The 19,766-nt window shown below is 41.8% G+C and carries 23 protein-coding genes; 18 read left to right on the top strand and 5 right to left on the bottom strand.

All coding sequences use genetic code 11. The annotated features are described in order from the left end of the window. Positions 1 to 143: 143 nt before the first annotated feature. Positions 144 to 1,331: an NO-inducible flavohemoprotein gene (gene hmpA, locus CSV76_RS16570; protein WP_099626262.1), complete on the bottom strand. Its 1,188-nt coding sequence runs from the start codon at positions 1,329 to 1,331 to the stop codon at positions 144 to 146. A 214-nt stretch (positions 1,332 to 1,545) separates the two neighbouring features. Here hmpA and CSV76_RS16565 point away from each other — a divergent pair, with 214 nt between their 5' ends. Beyond that, complete coding sequence (locus tag CSV76_RS16565; protein ID WP_085427391.1) at positions 1,546 to 2,001, top strand: RrF2 family transcriptional regulator; 456 nt, start codon at positions 1,546 to 1,548, stop codon at positions 1,999 to 2,001. Between the two features lie 44 nt (positions 2,002 to 2,045). Continuing rightward, on the top strand, positions 2,046 to 2,972 hold the full coding sequence (locus CSV76_RS16560; RefSeq protein ID WP_085427390.1) for a manganese-dependent inorganic pyrophosphatase: 927 nt from the start codon (positions 2,046 to 2,048) through the stop codon (positions 2,970 to 2,972). A 50-nt stretch (positions 2,973 to 3,022) separates the two neighbouring features. Here CSV76_RS16560 and CSV76_RS16555 read toward each other — a convergent pair whose 3' ends face one another. Beyond that, positions 3,023 to 4,402, bottom strand: coding sequence for an FAD-dependent oxidoreductase (locus CSV76_RS16555; protein ID WP_099626261.1), 1,380 nt, complete (start codon positions 4,400 to 4,402; stop codon positions 3,023 to 3,025). 99 nt (positions 4,403 to 4,501) lie between these two features. On the opposite strand from CSV76_RS16555, the gene CSV76_RS16550 reads away from it, so the two are divergent. Beyond that, positions 4,502 to 5,212 (top strand): DsbA family oxidoreductase, encoded by a 711-nt coding sequence (locus CSV76_RS16550; RefSeq protein ID WP_099626260.1) that lies wholly within the window; start codon positions 4,502 to 4,504, stop codon positions 5,210 to 5,212. 178 nt (positions 5,213 to 5,390) lie between these two features. Here the strand turns inward: CSV76_RS16550 and CSV76_RS16545 are convergent, their stop codons facing one another. Then, a complete protein-coding gene (locus CSV76_RS16545) occupies positions 5,391 to 5,930 on the bottom strand; it encodes a YceI family protein (protein WP_158232843.1) in 540 nt (179 codons plus the stop codon). Positions 5,931 to 6,096: 166 nt separating this feature from the next. Here CSV76_RS16545 and murB point away from each other — a divergent pair, with 166 nt between their 5' ends. Next, a complete protein-coding gene (gene murB, locus CSV76_RS16540) occupies positions 6,097 to 7,017 on the top strand; it encodes a UDP-N-acetylmuramate dehydrogenase (RefSeq protein WP_099626258.1) in 921 nt (306 codons plus the stop codon). Positions 7,018 to 7,714: 697 nt separating this feature from the next. Here murB and CSV76_RS16530 read toward each other — a convergent pair. Further along, complete coding sequence (locus CSV76_RS16530; RefSeq protein WP_099626256.1) at positions 7,715 to 8,389, bottom strand: adenine nucleotide alpha hydrolase family protein; 675 nt, start codon at positions 8,387 to 8,389, stop codon at positions 7,715 to 7,717. 287 nt (positions 8,390 to 8,676) lie between these two features. Between CSV76_RS16530 and CSV76_RS16525 the strand changes: the two genes are divergently transcribed. The 9 genes from CSV76_RS16525 (at position 8,677) to CSV76_RS16485 (ending at position 16,042) form a co-directional block, all read left to right on the top strand. Continuing rightward, positions 8,677 to 11,091, top strand: coding sequence for a Na+/H+ antiporter subunit A (locus CSV76_RS16525; RefSeq protein WP_199170395.1), 2,415 nt, complete (start codon positions 8,677 to 8,679; stop codon positions 11,089 to 11,091). After that, the gene (locus tag CSV76_RS16520) at positions 11,078 to 11,503 is read left to right on the top strand and encodes a Na(+)/H(+) antiporter subunit B (RefSeq protein WP_085427383.1); all 426 of its coding nucleotides are present in this window, start codon (positions 11,078 to 11,080) and stop codon (positions 11,501 to 11,503) included. The genes CSV76_RS16525 and CSV76_RS16520 overlap by 14 nt, the downstream gene beginning before the upstream one ends. Continuing rightward, positions 11,503 to 11,835, top strand: a complete 333-nt coding sequence (locus tag CSV76_RS16515; RefSeq protein ID WP_085427382.1) for a Na(+)/H(+) antiporter subunit C — start codon at positions 11,503 to 11,505, stop codon at positions 11,833 to 11,835. The genes CSV76_RS16520 and CSV76_RS16515 overlap by 1 nt, the downstream gene beginning before the upstream one ends. Next, positions 11,828 to 13,312, top strand: coding sequence for a Na+/H+ antiporter subunit D (locus CSV76_RS16510; protein ID WP_099626255.1), 1,485 nt, complete (start codon positions 11,828 to 11,830; stop codon positions 13,310 to 13,312). The genes CSV76_RS16515 and CSV76_RS16510 overlap by 8 nt, the downstream gene beginning before the upstream one ends. A gap of 15 nt (positions 13,313 to 13,327) precedes the next feature. After that, positions 13,328 to 13,810 (top strand): Na+/H+ antiporter subunit E, encoded by a 483-nt coding sequence (locus tag CSV76_RS16505; protein WP_085427380.1) that lies wholly within the window; start codon positions 13,328 to 13,330, stop codon positions 13,808 to 13,810. Next, positions 13,807 to 14,091 carry a Na(+)/H(+) antiporter subunit F1 gene (locus CSV76_RS16500; RefSeq protein ID WP_085427379.1) on the top strand — a complete coding sequence of 95 codons (285 nt, stop codon included), beginning with the start codon at positions 13,807 to 13,809 and terminating at the stop codon, positions 14,089 to 14,091. Before CSV76_RS16505 ends, CSV76_RS16500 begins: the two co-directional genes overlap by 4 nt. After that, the gene (gene mnhG, locus CSV76_RS16495; protein WP_085427378.1) at positions 14,069 to 14,434 is read left to right on the top strand and encodes a monovalent cation/H(+) antiporter subunit G; all 366 of its coding nucleotides are present in this window, start codon (positions 14,069 to 14,071) and stop codon (positions 14,432 to 14,434) included. Before CSV76_RS16500 ends, mnhG begins: the two co-directional genes overlap by 23 nt. Before the next feature lie 99 nt (positions 14,435 to 14,533). Further along, positions 14,534 to 14,896: an ArsR/SmtB family transcription factor gene (locus CSV76_RS16490; RefSeq protein WP_232319613.1), complete on the top strand. Its 363-nt coding sequence runs from the start codon at positions 14,534 to 14,536 to the stop codon at positions 14,894 to 14,896. A gap of 48 nt (positions 14,897 to 14,944) precedes the next feature. Beyond that, entirely contained in the window at positions 14,945 to 16,042 is a 1,098-nt protein-coding gene (locus tag CSV76_RS16485; RefSeq protein WP_099626254.1) for a GNAT family N-acetyltransferase, read from the top strand. Positions 16,043 to 16,073: 31 nt separating this feature from the next. Here the strand turns inward: CSV76_RS16485 and CSV76_RS17170 are convergent, their stop codons facing one another. Beyond that, positions 16,074 to 16,229, bottom strand: a complete 156-nt coding sequence (locus tag CSV76_RS17170) for a lmo0937 family membrane protein (RefSeq protein ID WP_143560391.1) — start codon at positions 16,227 to 16,229, stop codon at positions 16,074 to 16,076. A gap of 119 nt (positions 16,230 to 16,348) precedes the next feature. On the opposite strand from CSV76_RS17170, the gene mntR reads away from it, so the two are divergent. From mntR to CSV76_RS16460, 5 genes are all read left to right on the top strand, one after another. After that, entirely contained in the window at positions 16,349 to 16,756 is a 408-nt protein-coding gene (gene mntR / locus CSV76_RS16480; protein ID WP_029054749.1) for a transcriptional regulator MntR, read from the top strand. Positions 16,757 to 16,770: 14 nt separating this feature from the next. Beyond that, entirely contained in the window at positions 16,771 to 17,625 is an 855-nt protein-coding gene (locus CSV76_RS16475) for a CvfB family protein (protein WP_099626253.1), read from the top strand. Between the two features lie 63 nt (positions 17,626 to 17,688). Next, positions 17,689 to 18,576 carry a DUF1002 domain-containing protein gene (locus CSV76_RS16470; RefSeq protein WP_099626252.1) on the top strand — a complete coding sequence of 296 codons (888 nt, stop codon included), beginning with the start codon at positions 17,689 to 17,691 and terminating at the stop codon, positions 18,574 to 18,576. A gap of 91 nt (positions 18,577 to 18,667) precedes the next feature. Beyond that, positions 18,668 to 18,949: a GNAT family N-acetyltransferase gene (locus tag CSV76_RS16465; RefSeq protein WP_085429024.1), complete on the top strand. Its 282-nt coding sequence runs from the start codon at positions 18,668 to 18,670 to the stop codon at positions 18,947 to 18,949. Positions 18,950 to 19,064: 115 nt separating this feature from the next. Next, on the top strand, positions 19,065 to 19,538 hold the full coding sequence (locus CSV76_RS16460) for a DUF4064 domain-containing protein (RefSeq protein WP_099626251.1): 474 nt from the start codon (positions 19,065 to 19,067) through the stop codon (positions 19,536 to 19,538). The last annotated feature ends 228 nt before the right edge of the window (positions 19,539 to 19,766 follow it).

Below are 19,766 nucleotides of genomic sequence, written 5' to 3'. Positions count from 1 at the left end.
GTGACTAAATTTTATCAGAAGGTATCCTTTTTTTCTTCCTAAAATTAAAAAATCCTATATAAAAAAGAACGGACCCCATAAACTTCAATGGGTCCGTTCTTTTTCGATTTCAAGGAGGGTTTTGTCCCAGCCTCATTTTGTGCTTATACTGATTGTAATTGAAGTGCTACAGCTGGACCGAAGAACTCGAAGTGGATTTTCTCTTCTGGTACACCCATTGCATAAAGCTGCTGAAGAACGAACTCCATGAAGCCAGTAGGTCCACATACATAGACATCACTGCCTGCAATGACGTTTTCTTCAAGGAACTTACGAGTGAACATGCCGTCTCCCTCTTCTGAATAAAGAGCTTTGTACGTAGAGTTTGGCAATTTTGCATTTAATTGCTCTAGTTTATTCGCAAATGCTTGTTGGCTGCGTGTACGTGCAGAATGCAAGAATGCTACTTCACGTTCAGGAGACAAGTCTGCAATCGTTGAATACATAGCTTTCATAGGTGTAATACCTACACCGCCACTGATTAATGTAACAGGTGCTGTACCTGTTGGATCCAAGAAGAAATCACCTGCTGGTGCACTGACTTCAACAATGTCGCCAACGCTTGCATTTTCATGCAAGTAGCAAGATACTACGCCGTTTGGTGATAATGTATCTTCACGTTTAACCGAGATACGGAAAGTCTCATCATTTGATTTTTGAGACAAACTATATTGACGGTTAACAATGTTTTTCGCGCCTGGGATTTCCATGCGGATTGTAATGTATTGTCCTGGTAAATAGTATGGTAGTTTTTTACCGTCAACAGGCTTTAAGTAAAATGAAGTAATGACATCACTTTCTTCTACTTTGTCGACGATTTCGAAGTCTTTAAATAATTCCCATCCACCGTCAGCTTTTTTTGTATTCTCGTACATATCTTTTTCTACACCGATGAATGCGCCAGCGATTACACCGTAAGCGGCTTTCCATGCATCCATAATTTCAGGAGTCGCTGCATCGCCAAGTACTTCTTTAATGGCTTTTAATAGATACTCTCCGACAATTGGATAATGTTCCGGCAAGATTCCAAGTGATACGTGCTTGTGAGCAATTTGTACAACAACCGGTAGAATTGCTTCTAGGTTATCGATATGTTGCGCTGCTGCGTATACTGTGTTTGCAAGAGCTGTCTGCTGACGTCCTTGAGACTGATTAGCATGGTTGAATATATCTAGTAATTCGGGATGAGCCACAAACATATTTTTGTAAAACGCTGTAGTAATAGCTGTTCCATGTTCCTCTAGTACTGGTACTGTGGATTTGATAACGTCGATAGTTTTTTGATCTAACATTTATAATGCACAACCTCTCCGTATTTGATATCTCTATCATAAATCATTTATGTTTTAAAAGCTATATGTTAAATACATGTTTAAAAAGAAAATGTGAAGGTTGTCACATTCTATTCAAAAAGTAGCCACGCTTCCACTTATAACCACCAGCGTAAATCGATGATTTTCCAATCGGAAATGCTATAATGAAGGGAGAGCAGAAAGTGGTGATATTATGCGTTTGACAATGTATACAGATTATTCGCTGCGTGTTCTGATTTTTTTAGCTACTAAGAAACCGGGTGAATTATCCACTGTTCAAGAAATATCGGATGCTTATCAGATCTCAAAAAATCACCTCACCAAAATAGTCCATGAATTAGGGAAGCTGGAACTGATCGAAACTATTCGCGGTCGTGGTGGCGGAATCCGTCTCAGTGTAGAACCGATTAGTATCAATGTAGGAGAATTAGTTCGTAAAACAGAAGACGACTTTCATTTAGTCGAATGTTTTGATCCAAATAAAAACATGTGCGTGTTGTCTCAGGCCTGCCAGTTGCGGGGTGTATTATATGAAGCACTCCAAGCTTATTTTGCCGTACTCGACCGTTATACGATTGCAGACTTCCTTCATAATAAAGATGAAATACAATCTTTACTATTTCCCACTAGTCAATCAGAATTAGTGTGATAGAATATAGTTAGTAAACATAGTGAAATAGGAGGAATTAAAAAATGTCAAAAGTTTTAGTTATTGGACATAAAAACCCGGATACGGATTCTATCGCATCTGCGATTACGTATGCATATCTCAAACAACAAATTGGTGTGGATGCGGAAGCTGTACGTCTAGGGAATATCACGAAAGAAACAGCATACGCTCTTGAAACTTTCGGCTTTGAAGCCCCACGTCTAATTGAAAAAGCGGCAACTGAAACATCCCAAGTCATCTTAGTCGACCACAATGAAAAGCAGCAAAGTGTGGATGACTTGGATGATGTACAAGTGTTGGAAGTGATCGACCATCACCGTATTGCGAACTTCCAGACAAATGATCCGCTATATTACCGTGCGGAACCAGTAGGCTGTACAGCAACGATTTTGAATAAATTATTCAAAGAACATGGCGTTGAAATACCGAAAAATATTGCTGGTTTAATGCTATCCGCAATCGTGTCGGATTCATTGCTGTTCAAATCACCAACGTTCACACCGCAAGACCAGGCAGCAGCTGAAGAGCTTGCCGCTATTGCAGAAGTAGATGCGGCTGTGTATGGTTTAGACATGTTAAAAGCAGGGGCGGACTTGAGTTCAGTGCCTGTAAGAGAATTGGCTAACTTAGATGCGAAAGAATTTATTTTCGGCGATGTGAAAATGGAAATCGCACAAGTAAACGCAGTGGACTTGCAAGATATCCTTGGGCGCCAAGATGAACTAGAAGTTGTATTAAATGAAGTGATCGAACAAAAGGGATTGGATTTATTCCTATTTGTTGTGACTGACATCATTAATAGTGACTCGGTTATCATTGCGCTTGGAAAAGAAGCGGAACGTGCAGGATCTGCGTTTAATGTAGATTTCAATAATAATTCTGCATTGTTGAGAGGAATCGTTTCACGCAAGAAACAAATTGTTCCTGTATTGACTGAAGCACTTTCATAATTAGTAAACTGTCACAGAGAATCGGTAAAACGATTTCTGTGACAGTTTTTTTATCCTAAATCGAGAGGCTGGGTGGCTGGCCCTTCTAATACGGTTCCATCTGCACGGAACCGGGAACCGTGACAAGGACAGTCCCATGTTTGATCTCCTTTATTCCAGCGAGTGCGGCAACCCATATGCGTACAGATTGGAGAGTCGGTTCGAGCGATATGTCCACCGGCAAATTCTTTTACTGTACGGCCACCTAATAATAAAGCGCGATTGAATAATGAACCAAAATCGGTTCTGCCTGGAGAAAACAATTCACTTGCGGCATTCGATCGTCCGACAATTGCATCCGAGATGATTTCTGCACACGCCAAAGAGTTGGATAGTCCCCATTTCCGATAGCCCGTACTAATATAAACGTCTGGAGAAGAAGTTGAAATGGCTCCTGCATAAGGTACTAAATCAGGTGTAGACGGATCCTGTGCCGACCATTTGTAGACAATATCAGGATGTCCCAAAGTCGTTTTTATATCCTCGGTCAAGCTATCATAATGTAACTGTGTTTCTTTTTCTGAACCGGCAGGATGTGATTGCGCACATAGCAATAAATAGGATTGATCATCAATCGTAGCGGTTCGTATGGAGCGTTTCGGCTCGTCCACTGATATATATTGATGGTCAAATGGTGTTTCGGTCTTTGCCGCAGCGATATAGGATCGCTCCACATCCAGTTTGAGAATTTGCATCCCTTCTAGAGCTTCAATAGGATAATGAGAGCAGATGACAAGCTGACGGTAACCGACTATTTTAGATGAAGAGAGCTTGACGAAATGACGATCGGTATCTAAAGCAGCGACTTGTGCATGTTCAAATATTCGTGCGCCTTCTTTCACAGCAAGTTGCGCTAATTGTTGTCCGAAACGAACGGGATGTATTTGTGCTTCGTCTTCGACTAGTAATGTATGAGCAGTTTCAAATGGCAAGTAGGATGCGCTTCCTGCAAGAACAAATGGAATTCCGATCGCTTCGTAAGCCTTTTTTTCCGCAAGTAATCGTTCTGTACCCTCAGCCGATTGAGAATAAAGTGCTGAATGGGCAACTTGCAATTGGTCCGCTTCAGAAATGGATCGTGCGAAATCAAGAGCTTGTTCATTTACATTGAAATATTGTTTAGCACTATCTACATCAAACTGTTCAATCATATCCGCATACACTAAATCGTGTTGGGCGGTTAATTTACCTGTAGAATTTCCTGTTGCACCGTGCAACAAGCTGTTCTTTTCGAGCAACACCACATCTTTTCCTTGTTTCGCTAAAAAGTAAGCATTCGCTATTCCACTTAAACCACCTCCGATGATTAACACATCACATGTTAAATCATCTTCTACTGTTGGATAACTAGACTTCGGATAAGCAGTAGCAAGCCATAATGATTCATTCATTTGGACACCTCATTCTATAAATTTACATAACGTAAGCATTAACATTGTTGCCAACTTTACTTGAATCTAAAATAGAAGATAGAAAGGTGGGGCAAAAAAATGAAAATTGAAGTATGGTCAGATTATGTTTGTCCATTTTGCTATATTGGTAAAAGACGTTTGGAACATGCCTTGAAACAGTCTGGACTTGACGAAAAAGCGGAGGTCATATTCAAGGCGTATCAATTGGATCCAAGTACACCAATTGATTCTGGCCAATCATTATTGGATGGATTAGCTATTAAATTTAATGTTAGTAAACAAGAAGCAGAAAATATGATGAAGAATATCGAAGAGCAAGCAAAAACAGTGGATCTTCAGTATCAAGTGGATAAAATGAAAACATCCAATACATTTGATGCACATCGCCTTGCGAAATTCGCAGAAAAACACGGACTCGAGAAGGAAGTAACAGAGCAGCTAATGCATAGTTACTTCGTGGAAGGGGAGAGCATCGATACGGAGCAAATACTCGTAGCGATCGCGACGGAAGCTGGATTGGATGCAGAGAAAACCAAGGCGATGCTTCATAGTAATGACTTCTCTAACGAAGTGAAACGCGATATTGACGAAGCGCAGGAAGTTGGAGTTAAAGGCGTACCGTTCTTTGTTATTAATAGGAAGTATGCTATAAGCGGTGCACAGCCCACAGAAGCATTTGTCGAAGCGTTAGAAAAGATTGCGGAAGAAGAAGGCATTACGAAACCAACGTTACAAGTACTAGGCACTGATAACGGCGGTCAATGTGACGACGATTCTTGTGATATCTAACCTTCTTGGAAGACAGAAGAGCTAAAAGGGTATAGTTTACACTCTTGGTGGACGCATTTCATTTACGATTAACTAGCACCTTGTCCTAAGGCAGTGAATCCACACTATAATGAAAGAAAAGCTTGAAGATATACTCAGAAAAACTCTCGAGTTGTCTTCAAGCTTTTAAGGCAGTGACCTATTCAGGTTGCTGCTGTTTTATATTTTCTTCATCTTTAGAAACTACAATCGTCATTCGAATATCAATTACATCGCCGACCATGACACCACCAGCTTCGATTGCGCGATTCCACATTAAACCGAAGTCTTTTCTTTTGATTTCACCCTCGACAAGATAATTGGCGCCGAATATGGTGACTTCTTTGGGAGTGATACAGAATACTGCTCGCTTCGTGGTGTTTTTAACAGTGAGATCGCCCGACATTTGATACTTGCCGTCTATGTCGTTATAAATGGAGCGAGAAGTGAAAGTCATTTGTGGAAAGATTTGTGCATCAAAAAAGTCTTCCGAGCATAAATGTAGATCACGGTCTCTATTCTTGGTCTGGATGGAAGGGACAATTACTTGAAAACTAATCTTGCTCTTTGTTAGATCTGCTATATTCCCTTGTAATTCACCTGAAAACTCTTCAAACGTTCCCGTTACAGTGGATACCATCATATGTGGAACTGAAAAGCCGACAGCGGACGCTATGCGATCTACTTTCCATCTATTCACTTTCACTCCTCCTTATGGATATTTAGTTAGCTAAACTGTAATTGAAATAACATCAAAAGTCAAAATGAAATACCTTGTCAAAAAGGCCGATTGCAAGCATACTAATAGATGGATAAGATTGTTTCCGTAAAATTGGAGACACGTATACTGAAAGGACTTGATGTAGGTGTCAAAACATCGATGGTTTGAAGAACTTCAAAAGAAAATACAAAGCGGTTGGTTGTTACTTGATGAACCACTAAACAAATATACGAAAACACGCCTAGGCGGTAAAGCGGATGTCGTTGCCGCGCCTGGCACAATAGAAGAAGTGCAAGCGGTTGTTAGCTATGCTTACGATCACAATATACCGATTTTATTGCTGGGGAACGGTTCGAATATGGTCGTTCGTGATGGCGGTGTACGAGGAATTGTCATGTATATGGCGAACTTCAATCATATAAAGATTGAAGGTAATAGAATGATAGCGGAAGCTGGTGCTGACATAATTGAAGCCTCTAGAGAAGCAGCAAAAGCCTGCTTAACGGGTCTTGAGTTTGCATGTGGAATACCAGGGTCAATCGGTGGTGCCATGGCAATGAACGCAGGTGCATATGGTGGAGAAATCAAAGACATCATTCTTCAAGCAACCGTAATGGATAGCACAGGAAAGATTTTTGTGCTTTCAAAAGACGAGTTGGAACTAGGGTATCGCAAAAGTATCATTACTACAGAAGGCTATTATGTTCTATCAGCAGAATTCGCACTCGCTCAAGGTGAGCAAGACGATATCGATTCTGCGGTGGCGGACTTAACGTTCCAGCGTGAGTCGAAGCAGCCTCTCGAATATCCTTCAGCGGGTAGTGTGTTTAAACGACCACCGGGCTACTTCGCCGGAAAGTTGATCCAGGATAGTGGATTACAAGGTAAAGGGTTTGGTGGAGCGGAAGTGTCTACTAAGCATGCGGGATTCATCGTGAACAAGAAGGATGCTACGGCGTCAGATTATATTCGGACGATTGAGATGGTGAAAGCGGAAGTGAAGAAGAATTTCGGGATTGATCTGGAGATGGAAGTGAAGATCGTCGGGGAAGAGCTTTCGGAATAATAAGAGTTGCATGTGCTGTCCAAGATGTCAGGGCTTTACTGACTTCTTAGGACAGCTTTTTCACGCTAGGAATTGGTAAGAAAAGTGCTGCAGATAGGCTGGTTATGGGATAGCGTAGGGGATTTGCGCTTCGAAGGGGAAGCGGTGAATCACCCCCTGGTGCAAAGATGTGCTCCTAACGCTACGCTTTTACTCGCAAAAGCCGTTCTTCGTTACGGCTCTCGCTCCAATCCCTTGCAATGTGAGTAGATAATATTTTTCGTTGTACATTGAAGTTAGGCTTGTAATCGATATTATACTTCAATACTTGAACTTAAATAAGTTAAGACAAAACAATAATTCAAACACTTCTTACAGTGAGTAATCTAAGTAACCACACTATCAACGTAGGATGGAAGCGGAAGTTGGGGGCGAAGTGCAAAGATGTGCTCCTAACGCTGCGCTTTTACTCGCAAAAGCCGTTCTTCGTTACGGCTCTTCCCGCAGGATCAGCCCGAAAGGAGAGACAACCAAAAGGGAGCCTGCGACCTGGTTGGCTCGCCGAGAGCCCATGGGAAAGCGTCCCCCAACTGGAGCTTCCATCCCGAACCACTCACAAACTCACTCACTTCTATAGAACCCCATTCCAAGACCTTTGCATTTGACTCTAACCCTACACAAAAAAGAGATGCCCCATCCTGGGACATCTCAAGTGATATTAATTCTGTATCTTGCACTGGATCTTGCTTGAGTCGATCACCTGGTCATCTTCTATCTGTACCTGGCAGATCTTATTATTCTGCATGAACTTAAAAAGACCGTTATTGAAATCCGTACCGATCTCCTTAAAGAAAATTCCCTCGTACTGCGCATGTTTCGAAAGCGTGAAGTTTATGCGGAAGTTATCGCCATCTGGAACCAGATAGGCACGTACTCCCTTTTCAAACGTCCCTTCCGTCTCAACCTTAATCGCACGATCAACCGACACGACATGAAAGTCCACAAATGGAATTTCTCTCAACAGAACGTTCATGAATGAACCTTTTGTGATTTCTTCCCAGCGACTTTGTGCAGTCTGTCCGATAATAATCTGTGTAATACCGTACTGGTGAGCCACTTCTTTGATGACTTTTGCAGTAGGGCGCTTCTCATCATCGCGAATAATGAACGCTTCTACATCCAACTCTTCCGCAAGTTCTTTCCAACGGTCTACATACTCTGACTTCTCCACATCGAAATCATCTAGTGGAGCAGGGTCGACGGTCAGGATATAGAGTGGACAGCCCATGATTGCAGCAATTTTATATCCTCTGTTAATGAGACGTTCACCATTTGGACCGTAATACACACAAACGAGAATGCTCTCGTCCATACGGCTTTTCATTTTGCCCATAATGACTCTTCACCTCTTTGAATTCTATAAACTACGTGTATTCGGTTCACATATTAGGGGAATGCTTTCCGCTGCAATTCCGCCAGAGAACCTCATCCCAGAGACGGGATTACGAACTTGGCCTTACAGTATGCTGACCGCGCTTCCTATGCGGTTTTTGATAAAGTAGTGTATACTTTTCAGTAGAGAATATATTCTATACTTAGAGTCCCATTATGCATAACGTATAGGGTTCAGTCAAGAGTCCCTCAGTATTATATAAAAAAATATTTTTTGGAGGTGTTAGATTGATAACTGTCTTGCTAGCAATTTTCTTACCATTTATCGCAGCATGTTTAGTGCCATTTATACATAAATTCCTGACAGGTCGACGGATTGGTTGGTTCGTGATTACAATTCCGCTCTTCTTATTCATTTTATTACTCCGCCTAGTTCCATCGCTTTCAAATGGAGCTTCTTATTTATATACATTCCCTTGGATACCTTCTGCGGGTGTACATTTTTCCACTCATTTAGATGGATTGAGTATGATTTTTGCTTTATTGATTACGGGTATTGGAAGTTTAGTTGTGTTGTATTCCATTTATTATCTTTCAGAGCGAGAAGCGATCGGGCGTTTCTATACATATTTACTGCTTTTCATGGGCGCTATGTTGGGAGTCGTTTTATCTGATAACTTGATCGTTCTTTACGTATTTTGGGAATTAACGAGTATTTCCTCCTTTCTATTGATTGCATTTTGGTATCACCGAAAACAATCCAGATACGGAGCGAAGAAATCCATGCTCATTACCGTCACGGGCGGTGTCTTCATGTTAGTTGGATTTTTAATGCTCTATACGATCACAGGGACATTTAATTTGCAGGAATTAATCGCTATGCGGGAAGTGATTGCAGCGGATTCGTTATTCATCCCTGCTATGCTACTTGTTTTGCTCGGTGCGTTCACTAAGTCTGCACAGTTTCCATTCCATATTTGGTTGCCTGATGCAATGGAAGCACCTACGCCCGTCAGCGCGTATCTACACTCCGCGACGATGGTTAAAGCAGGAATTTATTTAGTGGCACGTTTCACACCAATTTTCGCAGGTGATGCGACATGGTTCTATGTTGTGTCATGTGTAGGATTATTGACGATGCTATGGGGGTCTGTAAATGCAGTGAAGCAAACGGATCTAAAAGCTCTACTCGCGTTCTCTACAGTGAGTCAGCTCGGAATGATCATGAGTTTGTTAGGCATCGGTTCACTGGCATTCGCATCTTCTGAGAGTGCGCAAATTGCATTATTTACTGCTGCGACGTTCGCTGCATTATTTCATTTAATCAATCATTCTACCTTTAAAGGCGCTTTATTTATGGTCGTCGGTATTTTAGATCATCAGCTAGGTACACGTAATATTAAACGGCTCGGTGGATTAGCTACTATTATGCCGATCACGTTTACCATCGCACTGATCGGTAGTTTTTCCATGGCGGGCCTTCCACCATTTAACGGCTTCTTAAGTAAGGAACTCTTTTTTGAAGCCATGCTGTCATTGAAAGATGCGAATCTGTTGACGATGGATTCGATGGTGTTGTTGTTCCCGATCGTTGCATGGATCGGAAGTATATTCACTTTCATTTATTGTATGATTATTGTGTTTCAGACGTTTTTCGGCAAAGTACCGCCACCGATGTCGGGACAGCGACCAGCACATGAAGCACCGATTCAAATGCTGATTTCACCGATAGTTCTTGGGAGTCTAGTCGTACTGATATTTTTCTTCCCGAATCTGCTCGGTACGTATATTTTAGGGCCCGCAATGAATGCCGTGTATCCAAAATTTGAAGGAATGACCGGTCTAGTACCTGAAATTCATGTGTGGCATGGATGGAGGATGCCAATCTTTATGACGATTGGTTTGATTGTCGCCGGAATCTTACTGTATCGTTTCTTGCGTTACTGGAAAGGCATTTACAGATTAGGCTTTTTACAATGGACACTCGACCGCTTTTATAATGCGTTTTTAATTCGCACTGAACGAATCGCTTCTGTTGTGACGAAAGCCTACATGACTGGATCGGTACGTGACTATGTTGCTTACATCATGTTAGTTTTCATTGCACTTGTCGGAGTAGGGTTACTAGGTTTTCAACAATTCATTTTCGACTTTTCGAATGATGCCCCAATTGAGATCAATGAAGGCATTATTATCTTCGTCATGATGTGCTCAAGTGTGGCGATTTTGTATGCGAAATCAAGGATTGCTGCTATTGTTCTTAATGGTGTATTGGGCTATTCGATTGCGATTCTATTTGTCGTATTCCGCGCACCAGACTTGGCATTGACGCAAATAGTTGTCGAGACGGTCACAACAGTGTTGTTCTTGCTCTGCTTCTATTACTTACCGGAGTGGAAGCCTGAACATAAATCGATTTCCATGCGAGTGCGTAATGGATTGATCGCGATCGCTTCGGGAATAGCCGTCACAGTGGTTGCTCTACTCGTGCAAGGTCATTCCATCTATCCATCTATCTCAGTTTATTATGAAACGGCATCAAGGATTGCTGGCGGTCTAAATGTGGTCAACACGATACTTGGGGACTTCCGTGCGTTCGATACGATGCTTGAGGTATTGGTATTGTTCATCGCAGGTCTTGGCGTTTACTCATTAGTCAAACTGCGTCGCAAGAAGGGAGCGGATCACTCTGAAGAAAAATGATGTGATCTTACAAACAGTCACGAAGATTGTTTTCTTCATCATCTTGACGTTTGGCGTGGAGCTGTTTTTAGCGGGACACAATAGTCCGGGTGGTGGCTTTATTGGCGGACTTGTACTCTCTTCGGCGTTTGTATTATTGTACTTGGTTTATGACATAGAAACCGTTCACCGCGGAACACCGTTTGATTTTAAGCGAGTGGCGGCACTTGGTGTGTTGCTGGCGGTAGGGACGGGGATGTTGTCGATAGTGTTCGGCGAGCCTTTCCTGACCCAGACAACGTGGCTAGTGGATTTACCGGTTTTCGGTGAGACGGAACTTGGAACGATGACGATTTTCGAAGCGGGCGTCGCGTTGACTGTGCTCGGTGTCGTCGTGACCATTATTTTAGGAATCAGTGAGGACGTGGAGTAATGGAGACATTAATTACCCTTCTGGTTGGAGTGCTGGTGACTGTAGGCGTCTATTTACTTCTGTCAAAAGAGATGTTGAGAATCATTTTAGGGACCGCAATCCTATCGCATGCCATTAACTTATTATTACTGACGATGGGCGGTTTGAAAAAAGGGGATGTGCCCTTGCTGACAGAAAATGCGGCTGAATATACGGATGCCTTACCACAAGCGCTTATTTTAACGGCGATTGTCATCAGCTTTGCGGTGACGGCATTTTTGCTCGTATTATCTTACCGTTTGTATCAGGAGTCTAACCGGGGACCTGGATTGCGAGGACGACAAGATGAATAATTTATTAGTATTGCCTATGATTCTGCCTATTTTGATAGGTGTGATTTTAGTGTTCTTACGCCCCTATATCCGTTTGCAACGTGTGCTGAGTATTCTAACGATAATTGCTTCTGCTGGGATCGCTGCGTATTGTCTGCAGCAAATTCATCTGCACGGCATTATGCGACTAGATTTTGGAGGCTGGCTACCACCACATGGTATTTTGTTTGTGGGCGATTCATTCGCTATGTTGCTAGTACTTACCACATGCGTTGTTTCAAGTATTATTTTACTGTATTCATTCGCTTCGACAGGAGTAGAGACAGAGACCATGTTTTTCTACCCGTTCTTCCTGTTTTTGGTCGCGGGTGTCAACGGTTCGTTTTTGACTGGAGATTTATTTAACCTCTTTGTTTGTTTTGAAGTAATGTTACTAGCTTCCTATGTATTGCTAACTCTTGGTGGACGCAAGATGCAATTGAAAGAAGGTATTACATATGTCTTGATCAATGTATTGGCATCTTGGTTTTTCTTGCTGGGTATTGCGTATTTATACGGTGCTCTTGGTACGTTAAACATGGCACATGTCGCAGTCCGCGTGGCGGAAACGGGACAAGGACCGCTGCTAACCTTAATTGCGATCATTTTCTTGATTGTCTTTAGTTTAAAAGCGGGTTTGTTAATGTATTTCTGGTTGCCTGGTTCCTATTCCGCACCACCTACAGCGGTTGCTGCTCTGTTCGGCGCATTATTAACGAAAGTCGGGATTTACGCGCTATACAGGATGTTCACGTTAATATTCATACATGATCCATTAATTTATACAATCATTGGTGTGCTGGCGGTCTTGACGATGGTAGCGGGCTGTCTCGGAGCTATTGCCTATACAGACGTGCGTCAGATCGTTTCATATAACGTGATCATTTCCGTCGGCTTTGTGCTGACAGGTTTGGCGATTGGTACGTATACAGCATTTCAGGGAGCAAGTTATTATTTAGTCCATGACATGGTAAGTAAAGCATTGCTGTTTTTATTGGCAGGCACAGTCGTGTATTTAACAGGTCGTACGAAGTTTCATGAGATCAGTGGATTGATCCGGAACTATCCGCTTGCCGGCTGGTTGTTTTTCATGACGATGCTTGCCATTGCAGGTATTCCACCCCTAAGCGGTTTTATTGGAAAAGTGTATATAGGCTTGGGTGCAATTGAAAAGGGATCGTATGTACTGCTGGTCGTAGCATTTTTGTCGAGTATTGGTGTGTTATATTCATTGCTGCGTGTTTTCCTCAACAGCTTTTGGGGAGAAACGACGATCAGCGAAGATGATCAGAAGCCATTTGAGAAGAAGATGGGGTTACCGCTAGTATTACTTGCGGTACTAGTAGTGGGATTAGGTATCGGTGCAGAGTTAATAGCACCTTATATACAAGACGCAGCCGATACGCTGGCCAATCCCGAACAATATATTCGTGCCGTTCTGGGCGACGATTTAAAATAGAAGGGAGAAATGGCCATGCCAATACAACTTCTGCTGAATTTATTCATTGCGTTTTTATGGATGTTATTAATGGATGAAGACGAGCTGAGATTCAATACGTTTTTCATGGGTTTTTTAGTCGGACTCGGAATCATTTTCGCCATGAGTCGTTTTTTTGGCACCCATTTCTATTTACGCAGAGTATACGCTGCTTGCAAGCTTTTGTTGATCTTTATAAGAGAGCTAACGCAATCAAGTTTTGTGGTTATCTCCCAAATCATGAGACCTACATTGCAAATCAAGCCGGGTATCTTTAAGTACGAGACGATCTTGACGAGTGATGTTGAAGTGACCGTGCTGTCCATGTTGCTAACTCTGACACCGGGTTCGGTTGTGATGGAAGTATCACCTGAAGGCAACGAATTATATATCCATGCAATGGATGTCGAAGAGTCTCGTGCCGGATTGATTAAGCAACTGAAGAATTTCGAGAAAGCGATTATGGAGGTGACACGATGATAGCAGGTATGCTTACTATATCGGTCATACTATTCGCATTGACTATTTTGGTCGCCGTCATCCGGATTATCCTAGGGCCTTCGCTGCCGGATCGCGTCGTAGCACTCGATGTCATTGGAGTGAATTTGATTGCTACGATTGCAGTCGTGTCTGTGATTTTAAATACAAAAGCATTTTTGGAAGCGATTTTGATTCTTGGTATTCTATCCTTTATCGGAACCATTGCATTTTCCAAGTTTATTGAGAGGGGGAAAATCGTTGAACGTAAGCGGGATTGGTGAATTTATAGGGGCTTTATTGATTTTGACAGGCGCTGTTGCCAGTATGTTGAGTGTCTTTGGTTTGATTCGCTTGCCAGATGTTTATACTCGATCACATGCTGCAACGAAAAGTTCAACGTTGGCCGTGTTATTGACATTATCGGGCGCGTTCATCTATTTTCTCTTCTCGGAAAACTTTGTAAGTGTACGTCTTCTTCTAGGTATCGGCTTTGTCTTTTTGACAGCGCCGGTAGCTGGGCATGTAATTATTCGTGCTGCGTATCGGTCGAAAGTGAAGCTCGCGGATATTTCTACAGAAGATGAATTATATGAAAAGATTCACGGGGAAAGATCGGATAAATGATTAGAATATTGATTCAAACGACCATTTGATCAAATTGATTTTCTGAATAATATTCTATATAATGACCGTAATCTACAGTCTATTGAATGAGGTGAAAAAGTGGTAAACCAAGATGCCTGTGAAGTAACGATTGTGCACGAAGATGTTGTTCGTAAAATTCGTAAAGAACTTCCAGATGTAACCGAGATGGTACAAATATTCAAAGCACTGGCTGATGAAACACGTTTGCGTATTGCTTATTCACTGACTTTGGAATCAGAAATGTGTGTCTGTGATGTAGCGGCAGTGATTCAATCTTCATCCGCTACCGCTTCCCATCATTTACGTTATTTACGGGATCATTCATTGGCCAAATCAGAAAGACGTGGAAAAATGGTATACTATTCTTTAGCAGATGAACATGTTGCAGACCTGGTGAAGATTGCTTACGAACACGCAATTGAAGCCCAGCAAACGATGTAACGTCACGTGTGGCGCTTGCATACAGGCAGGCATGATGGAGGAGTTTTAATGCGTTTACAAGAATGGACAATAGAAGAACAAGATTTACTAATTCAGTTTATGACAACAAACTCATGGCCCTACCATGATATTAGTCAGCCTGGTCGCGAGTTACTTGAAAAGTCGATCGAAGAGGGCGGCTATGCATCTGATGACGTAAAAACGTTCTGGATTGAAAATAATGAAAATGAAAAAGTGGGAATCGTGAAAGTCTATGACTTACAAGAAGATGTCCCCTTATTCGACCTTCGGATTGCTGATCACTTCAGGGGCTACGGATATGGTTCTCGTGCATTAAAAAAGCTCACGCAGTATGTATTTGAGTTACCTGAGCACAAGATTCGTATTGAAGGACATACACGCCACGACAATGCTGCAATGCGCAAAGCATTTGAACGGGCAGGCTTTGTAAAGGAAGCACATTTGCGTCAAGCATGGTTCTTACCGAAAGAAAACACGTATTATGATGCGGTAACCTATGGTATGACGAGAGAAGACTACGAGGCGGGTACGACAACTCCTGTACGTTGGGAAGACAGAGAGCGTTTCGAAAAAAGTATACCCGGCTTTAGAGAGCAGATGCAATCTGAACGGTTATATATACGAGCACCTGAATTAAATGACGCGATGGATGTTTGGGGTGCTGTTTCGCATTCAATGCCTACGTTACGAAAGTGGACTGAATGGGCACAAAAAGAAATGACAATTGAGTCGACAGAAGAATATGTTCGTCAGTCTGTTTCAGAATTTATTGGCAGGAAGTCTTTAAGCTTTCACTTATTCTTAAGAGAAACAGGTGAGTTTATTGGCTGTGCAGGATTCCATAGAATCGACTGGGGTATTCGGAAATTTGAAGTGGAATATTGGTTGGACACAAAGTTTGAAGGTCGAGGGTATATGACGGAAGCACTCAAAGAACTTGTGGGATTTGCGTTTGCCGATTTATCGGCCGCACGGGTGGAATTCTTCTGTGATGAGAATCACAGTAAAGGTCGCGCAGTAGCAAAGAGAACTGGGTTTGAACTGGAAGGTATTTTACGCAAAAATGCCCCTTCTGCGAATGGGCAATGCTTACGCAACACATGTGTATACGCAAGAATTACCTGATCACAAAAGGAGCACTATACGGTAGTTTTCACTATACCGATCGTCTTCCAGTTATTAATTGAATAACAAAGATAATGCCGGCAATTACTAAAAGTGTGTGGATTAACCCACCGCCAATATTCGCTACTAAACCAATTACCCATAATGCTATTAGTACTACAATAACAAGCCATAATATACGACCCATAGTGAATCAACTCCTTTTCATTGTTATTTGCTATATAAGTATTTTACCCACGCTTTCAAATCTTAAACTTTTAAGATAATAATTTGTAGATGTTGGCGGTCAAATGAGGAGGCGATAGTTTGGCTACACCCAGTATGGAAGATTATATTGAACAAATCTATTTGCAGCTAGAAGCAAGAGGAGAAGCGCGTGTGTCCGACGTGGCAGAGGCACTCTCTGTCCTTCCGTCCTCCGTAACGAAAATGGCTCAGCGTCTTGATCGTGAAGGTTACGTGCACTATGAGCGCTACAGAGGATTGGCATTAACTGATCGCGGTTTACGCTTTGGTAAAAAACTTGTACATCGCCATGAATTACTAGAACAATTTTTGCGTATCATTGGCGTGGAAGAAGAAAATATCTACGGAGATGTAGAAGGGATTGAACATCACCTAAGCTGGAATGCGATGGATCGCATTACTGATTTGGTGGAGACACTCGAGTCTGATCCTGAATTCGTGAAAAAACTAAAAAGTAAAGCACTCTAGAGAGGACTATCCATATGACATTATTACAACCAGGTACACTTGCAACACTTGAAATCCTTCGCAAAGAAGGTTCGCGCTTTGTATTGGACGCTGCTGGAGAAGAGATTTATATGAATGAATCTGAAGCGCCCGATGCACAAGAACGATCGACCATTGAAGTCTTTCTTTATATCAATAGAAGAGGCGAACTGACCGGCACTGCACAAATACCAACAGTTACGATGAATTCATTCGGATGGGCGAAAGTTATTCGTTTGGAAAGAAGTGAAGGGGTTTATGTAGATATTGGTGCATCATTTGAAGTACTGATCAATCGGGCCGACTTCCCGCAGATTAAAGAATTATGGCCACAGCTGGGCGACGAATTGTATATGACGCTTCGCACAGATCCTGGCGGTAATTTATTCGGACGTCTAGTTACAGAAGAAAGAATTCTGGAGCACTATACTATGGCGGAATCAGACATGTACAATCAGAATGTTAAAGCAAGAGCTTACCGCTTGTTGCCAATCGGCACATTCTTGTTGACGGAAGATATACAACGTATTTTTGTTCACGAGACAGAGCGTAAAGAAGAACCTAGATTAGGCGAAGAAGTAGATGTTCGTATTATCGATGTCCATGAGGATGGAACGATGAATGGTTCATTGTTGCCGAGAAAACAAGATCGCTTGCAAACAGATGGAGAGCAAATACTAGCGTACTTACAACAATCAGGTGGTAAAATGCCATTTACCGATAAATCTACTCCTGAAGAAATCGAAGAGATGTTCCAGATGAGTAAAGGTGCTTTCAAACGGGCATTAGGCACGTTGATGAGAGAGCGAAGAATTACACAACAAGATGGCTGGACGACTTTAATAGTGTAACAAACGCAACTTTTCCATGAACCTCAACGTATCTATACATATAGAACAAGGAGGAGTGACTGTATGAAAAGAGGATTAGCCTCTCTATTGGCTTTCATGATGATGGTTGCAATCATAGCGCCCTCTGCTGTTTCAGCGGATGATGTCATTAATGAAAAACTTGGAGTTCCAATTGTAGTGTATGGTGCTAATTTATCGGATGATGAAAAAGCGAGTGTTAAAGAAAGTCTAAAAGTGGCTGAGGAAGCTGAAGTGGAAGAGCTGTCAGTGGACGGCAATGATTTAATTAAATACATTCCTGGCGGCGACCGCAATGCGCGTATGTATTCTTCTGCGAAAATCACCAGACAAGAAGAAGGTGAAGGTATTGTCATCAATATTGTAACACCAGACAATATTACACAAGTAACAACGGATATGTATGCAACTGCAATGTTAACAGCAGGTATAGAAGATGCGGTCGTAGAAGTAGCGGCTCCCAAAAAAGTAACAGGCCACTCAGCTCTTGTTGGAATCTACAAGGCGTATGAAGTATCTGGAGAGGTTCTGGATACGGAGCGTACCGATGTAGCAAATGATGAATTGAGTTTGGCGACAAAGCTTTCAGAAAAAGCAGGTGTCGATCAAGACGAAGTTGCTAAGTTGCTGACGGAAATCAAAAAGCAGATTTCAGAACAGAAGCCTGCGACCAAAGAAGACGTAGAACAGATTGTCCAAGACCAATTAAAGAAATTTAATATCGAATTGAATGATGCAGATCGCCAATTGTTAATCGATTTAATGGATCGAATTTCGAAACTAGACATCGACTTCACGAAGCTGAATGAACAACTGTCCGATATGGCCTTGAAAATCAAAGATAAGTTAGGTGATATCGATCCGAGCTTCTGGGAGAAGGTAAAAGAATTTTTCAGAAATATGGCGGATTCGCTCAAATCTTTGTTTAGTTAAGATGCCATTGTGGTACGTTATAGGGTAGAAGTACAACTACAAAGGAGAGATCTGCATGAGTGAAAACAAAAACAATGAACAGCGTGAAGGTATTGATTTTGAGCTTGCGGAGTTAGGTGGCAATAAATACGCTTATCAGTATAAAGTAGCTGGCGAAGTAAAAGCCGAAATCGAATGGTCTGAAGAGAATGGTATTATGACGATGACACATACGTATACAGACGAATCCTTGCGTGGTCAAGGGGTTGCAAAAAAACTACTTGACCAAGCAGCTGATAATGCACGTGATAAAGGATTGAAGATGAAAGCGGTCTGCTCATACGTAGTGAATGCATTTGATCGAAGTGATGAATACAACGACGTGAAAGCATAAGTATTGTGATGGAATAGATACGTGATGAATGTTCCACATCACTTTTTGAAACTTTTCTCGCTTTACTCGCGTATAAGTAATAGAGAAACAAATTAGCAGAAGAGGGTGATGTGGAATGATTAATCGTACAGCAGAGCGCATACTCGGTATCATATCATTGATATTATTAACATTGAGTGTTGTAGGTACCGCGCTAATTGCATTCTTTTGGAATATGGCAAGCACGGATCCGACATTCATGGAAGAGTTTCGAATGGAAATAGTGAATGAAGGTGTATTAAACACAGACGAAGTGGATATGTTCATGTCGTTCATGGGCTCATTTTCCACCGTCATTTGGGTTTTAGTAGCAGTAGCGTTTATAGGGTTAGTATTGAACATTATCGGATTAGTGAAAGTTTGGAATAATAAAAGTCCGAAAACAGCGGGAATATTATTCATTATTGCAGGTTTACTAGGTGGAATTCTATCCTTACCATCCATCCTACTCTATATCGCGGCCATTCTTTGCTTCACAAAGAAACCCCCGATGGCACCAGGACCTTCACCTGACGAATATGTCTCAACACAGTCCAATTGGATGAGCTAAATATTTATAAACAAAGAGGCTGGGACAAAACCCTCCTCATATTGAAAAAGAACGGACCCATTGAAGTTTATGGGGTCCGTTCTTTTTTATATATTTTTTTAGTTTTAGGAAGAAAAAAAGGATACCTTCTGATAAAATTTAGTCACCACAACAAAAAGTATCGGAGGTATCCTTATGTTTAAAGATTATAACATGAACCAACTGATTTTACCTTTAGATTTAGAAATT

Source organism: Sporosarcina sp. P17b, assembly GCF_002743115.1.
Classification (GTDB): Bacteria; Bacillota; Bacilli; order Bacillales_A; family Planococcaceae; genus Sporosarcina; species Sporosarcina ureae_C.
This window is presented reverse-complemented; position numbering and strand designations above follow the sequence as displayed.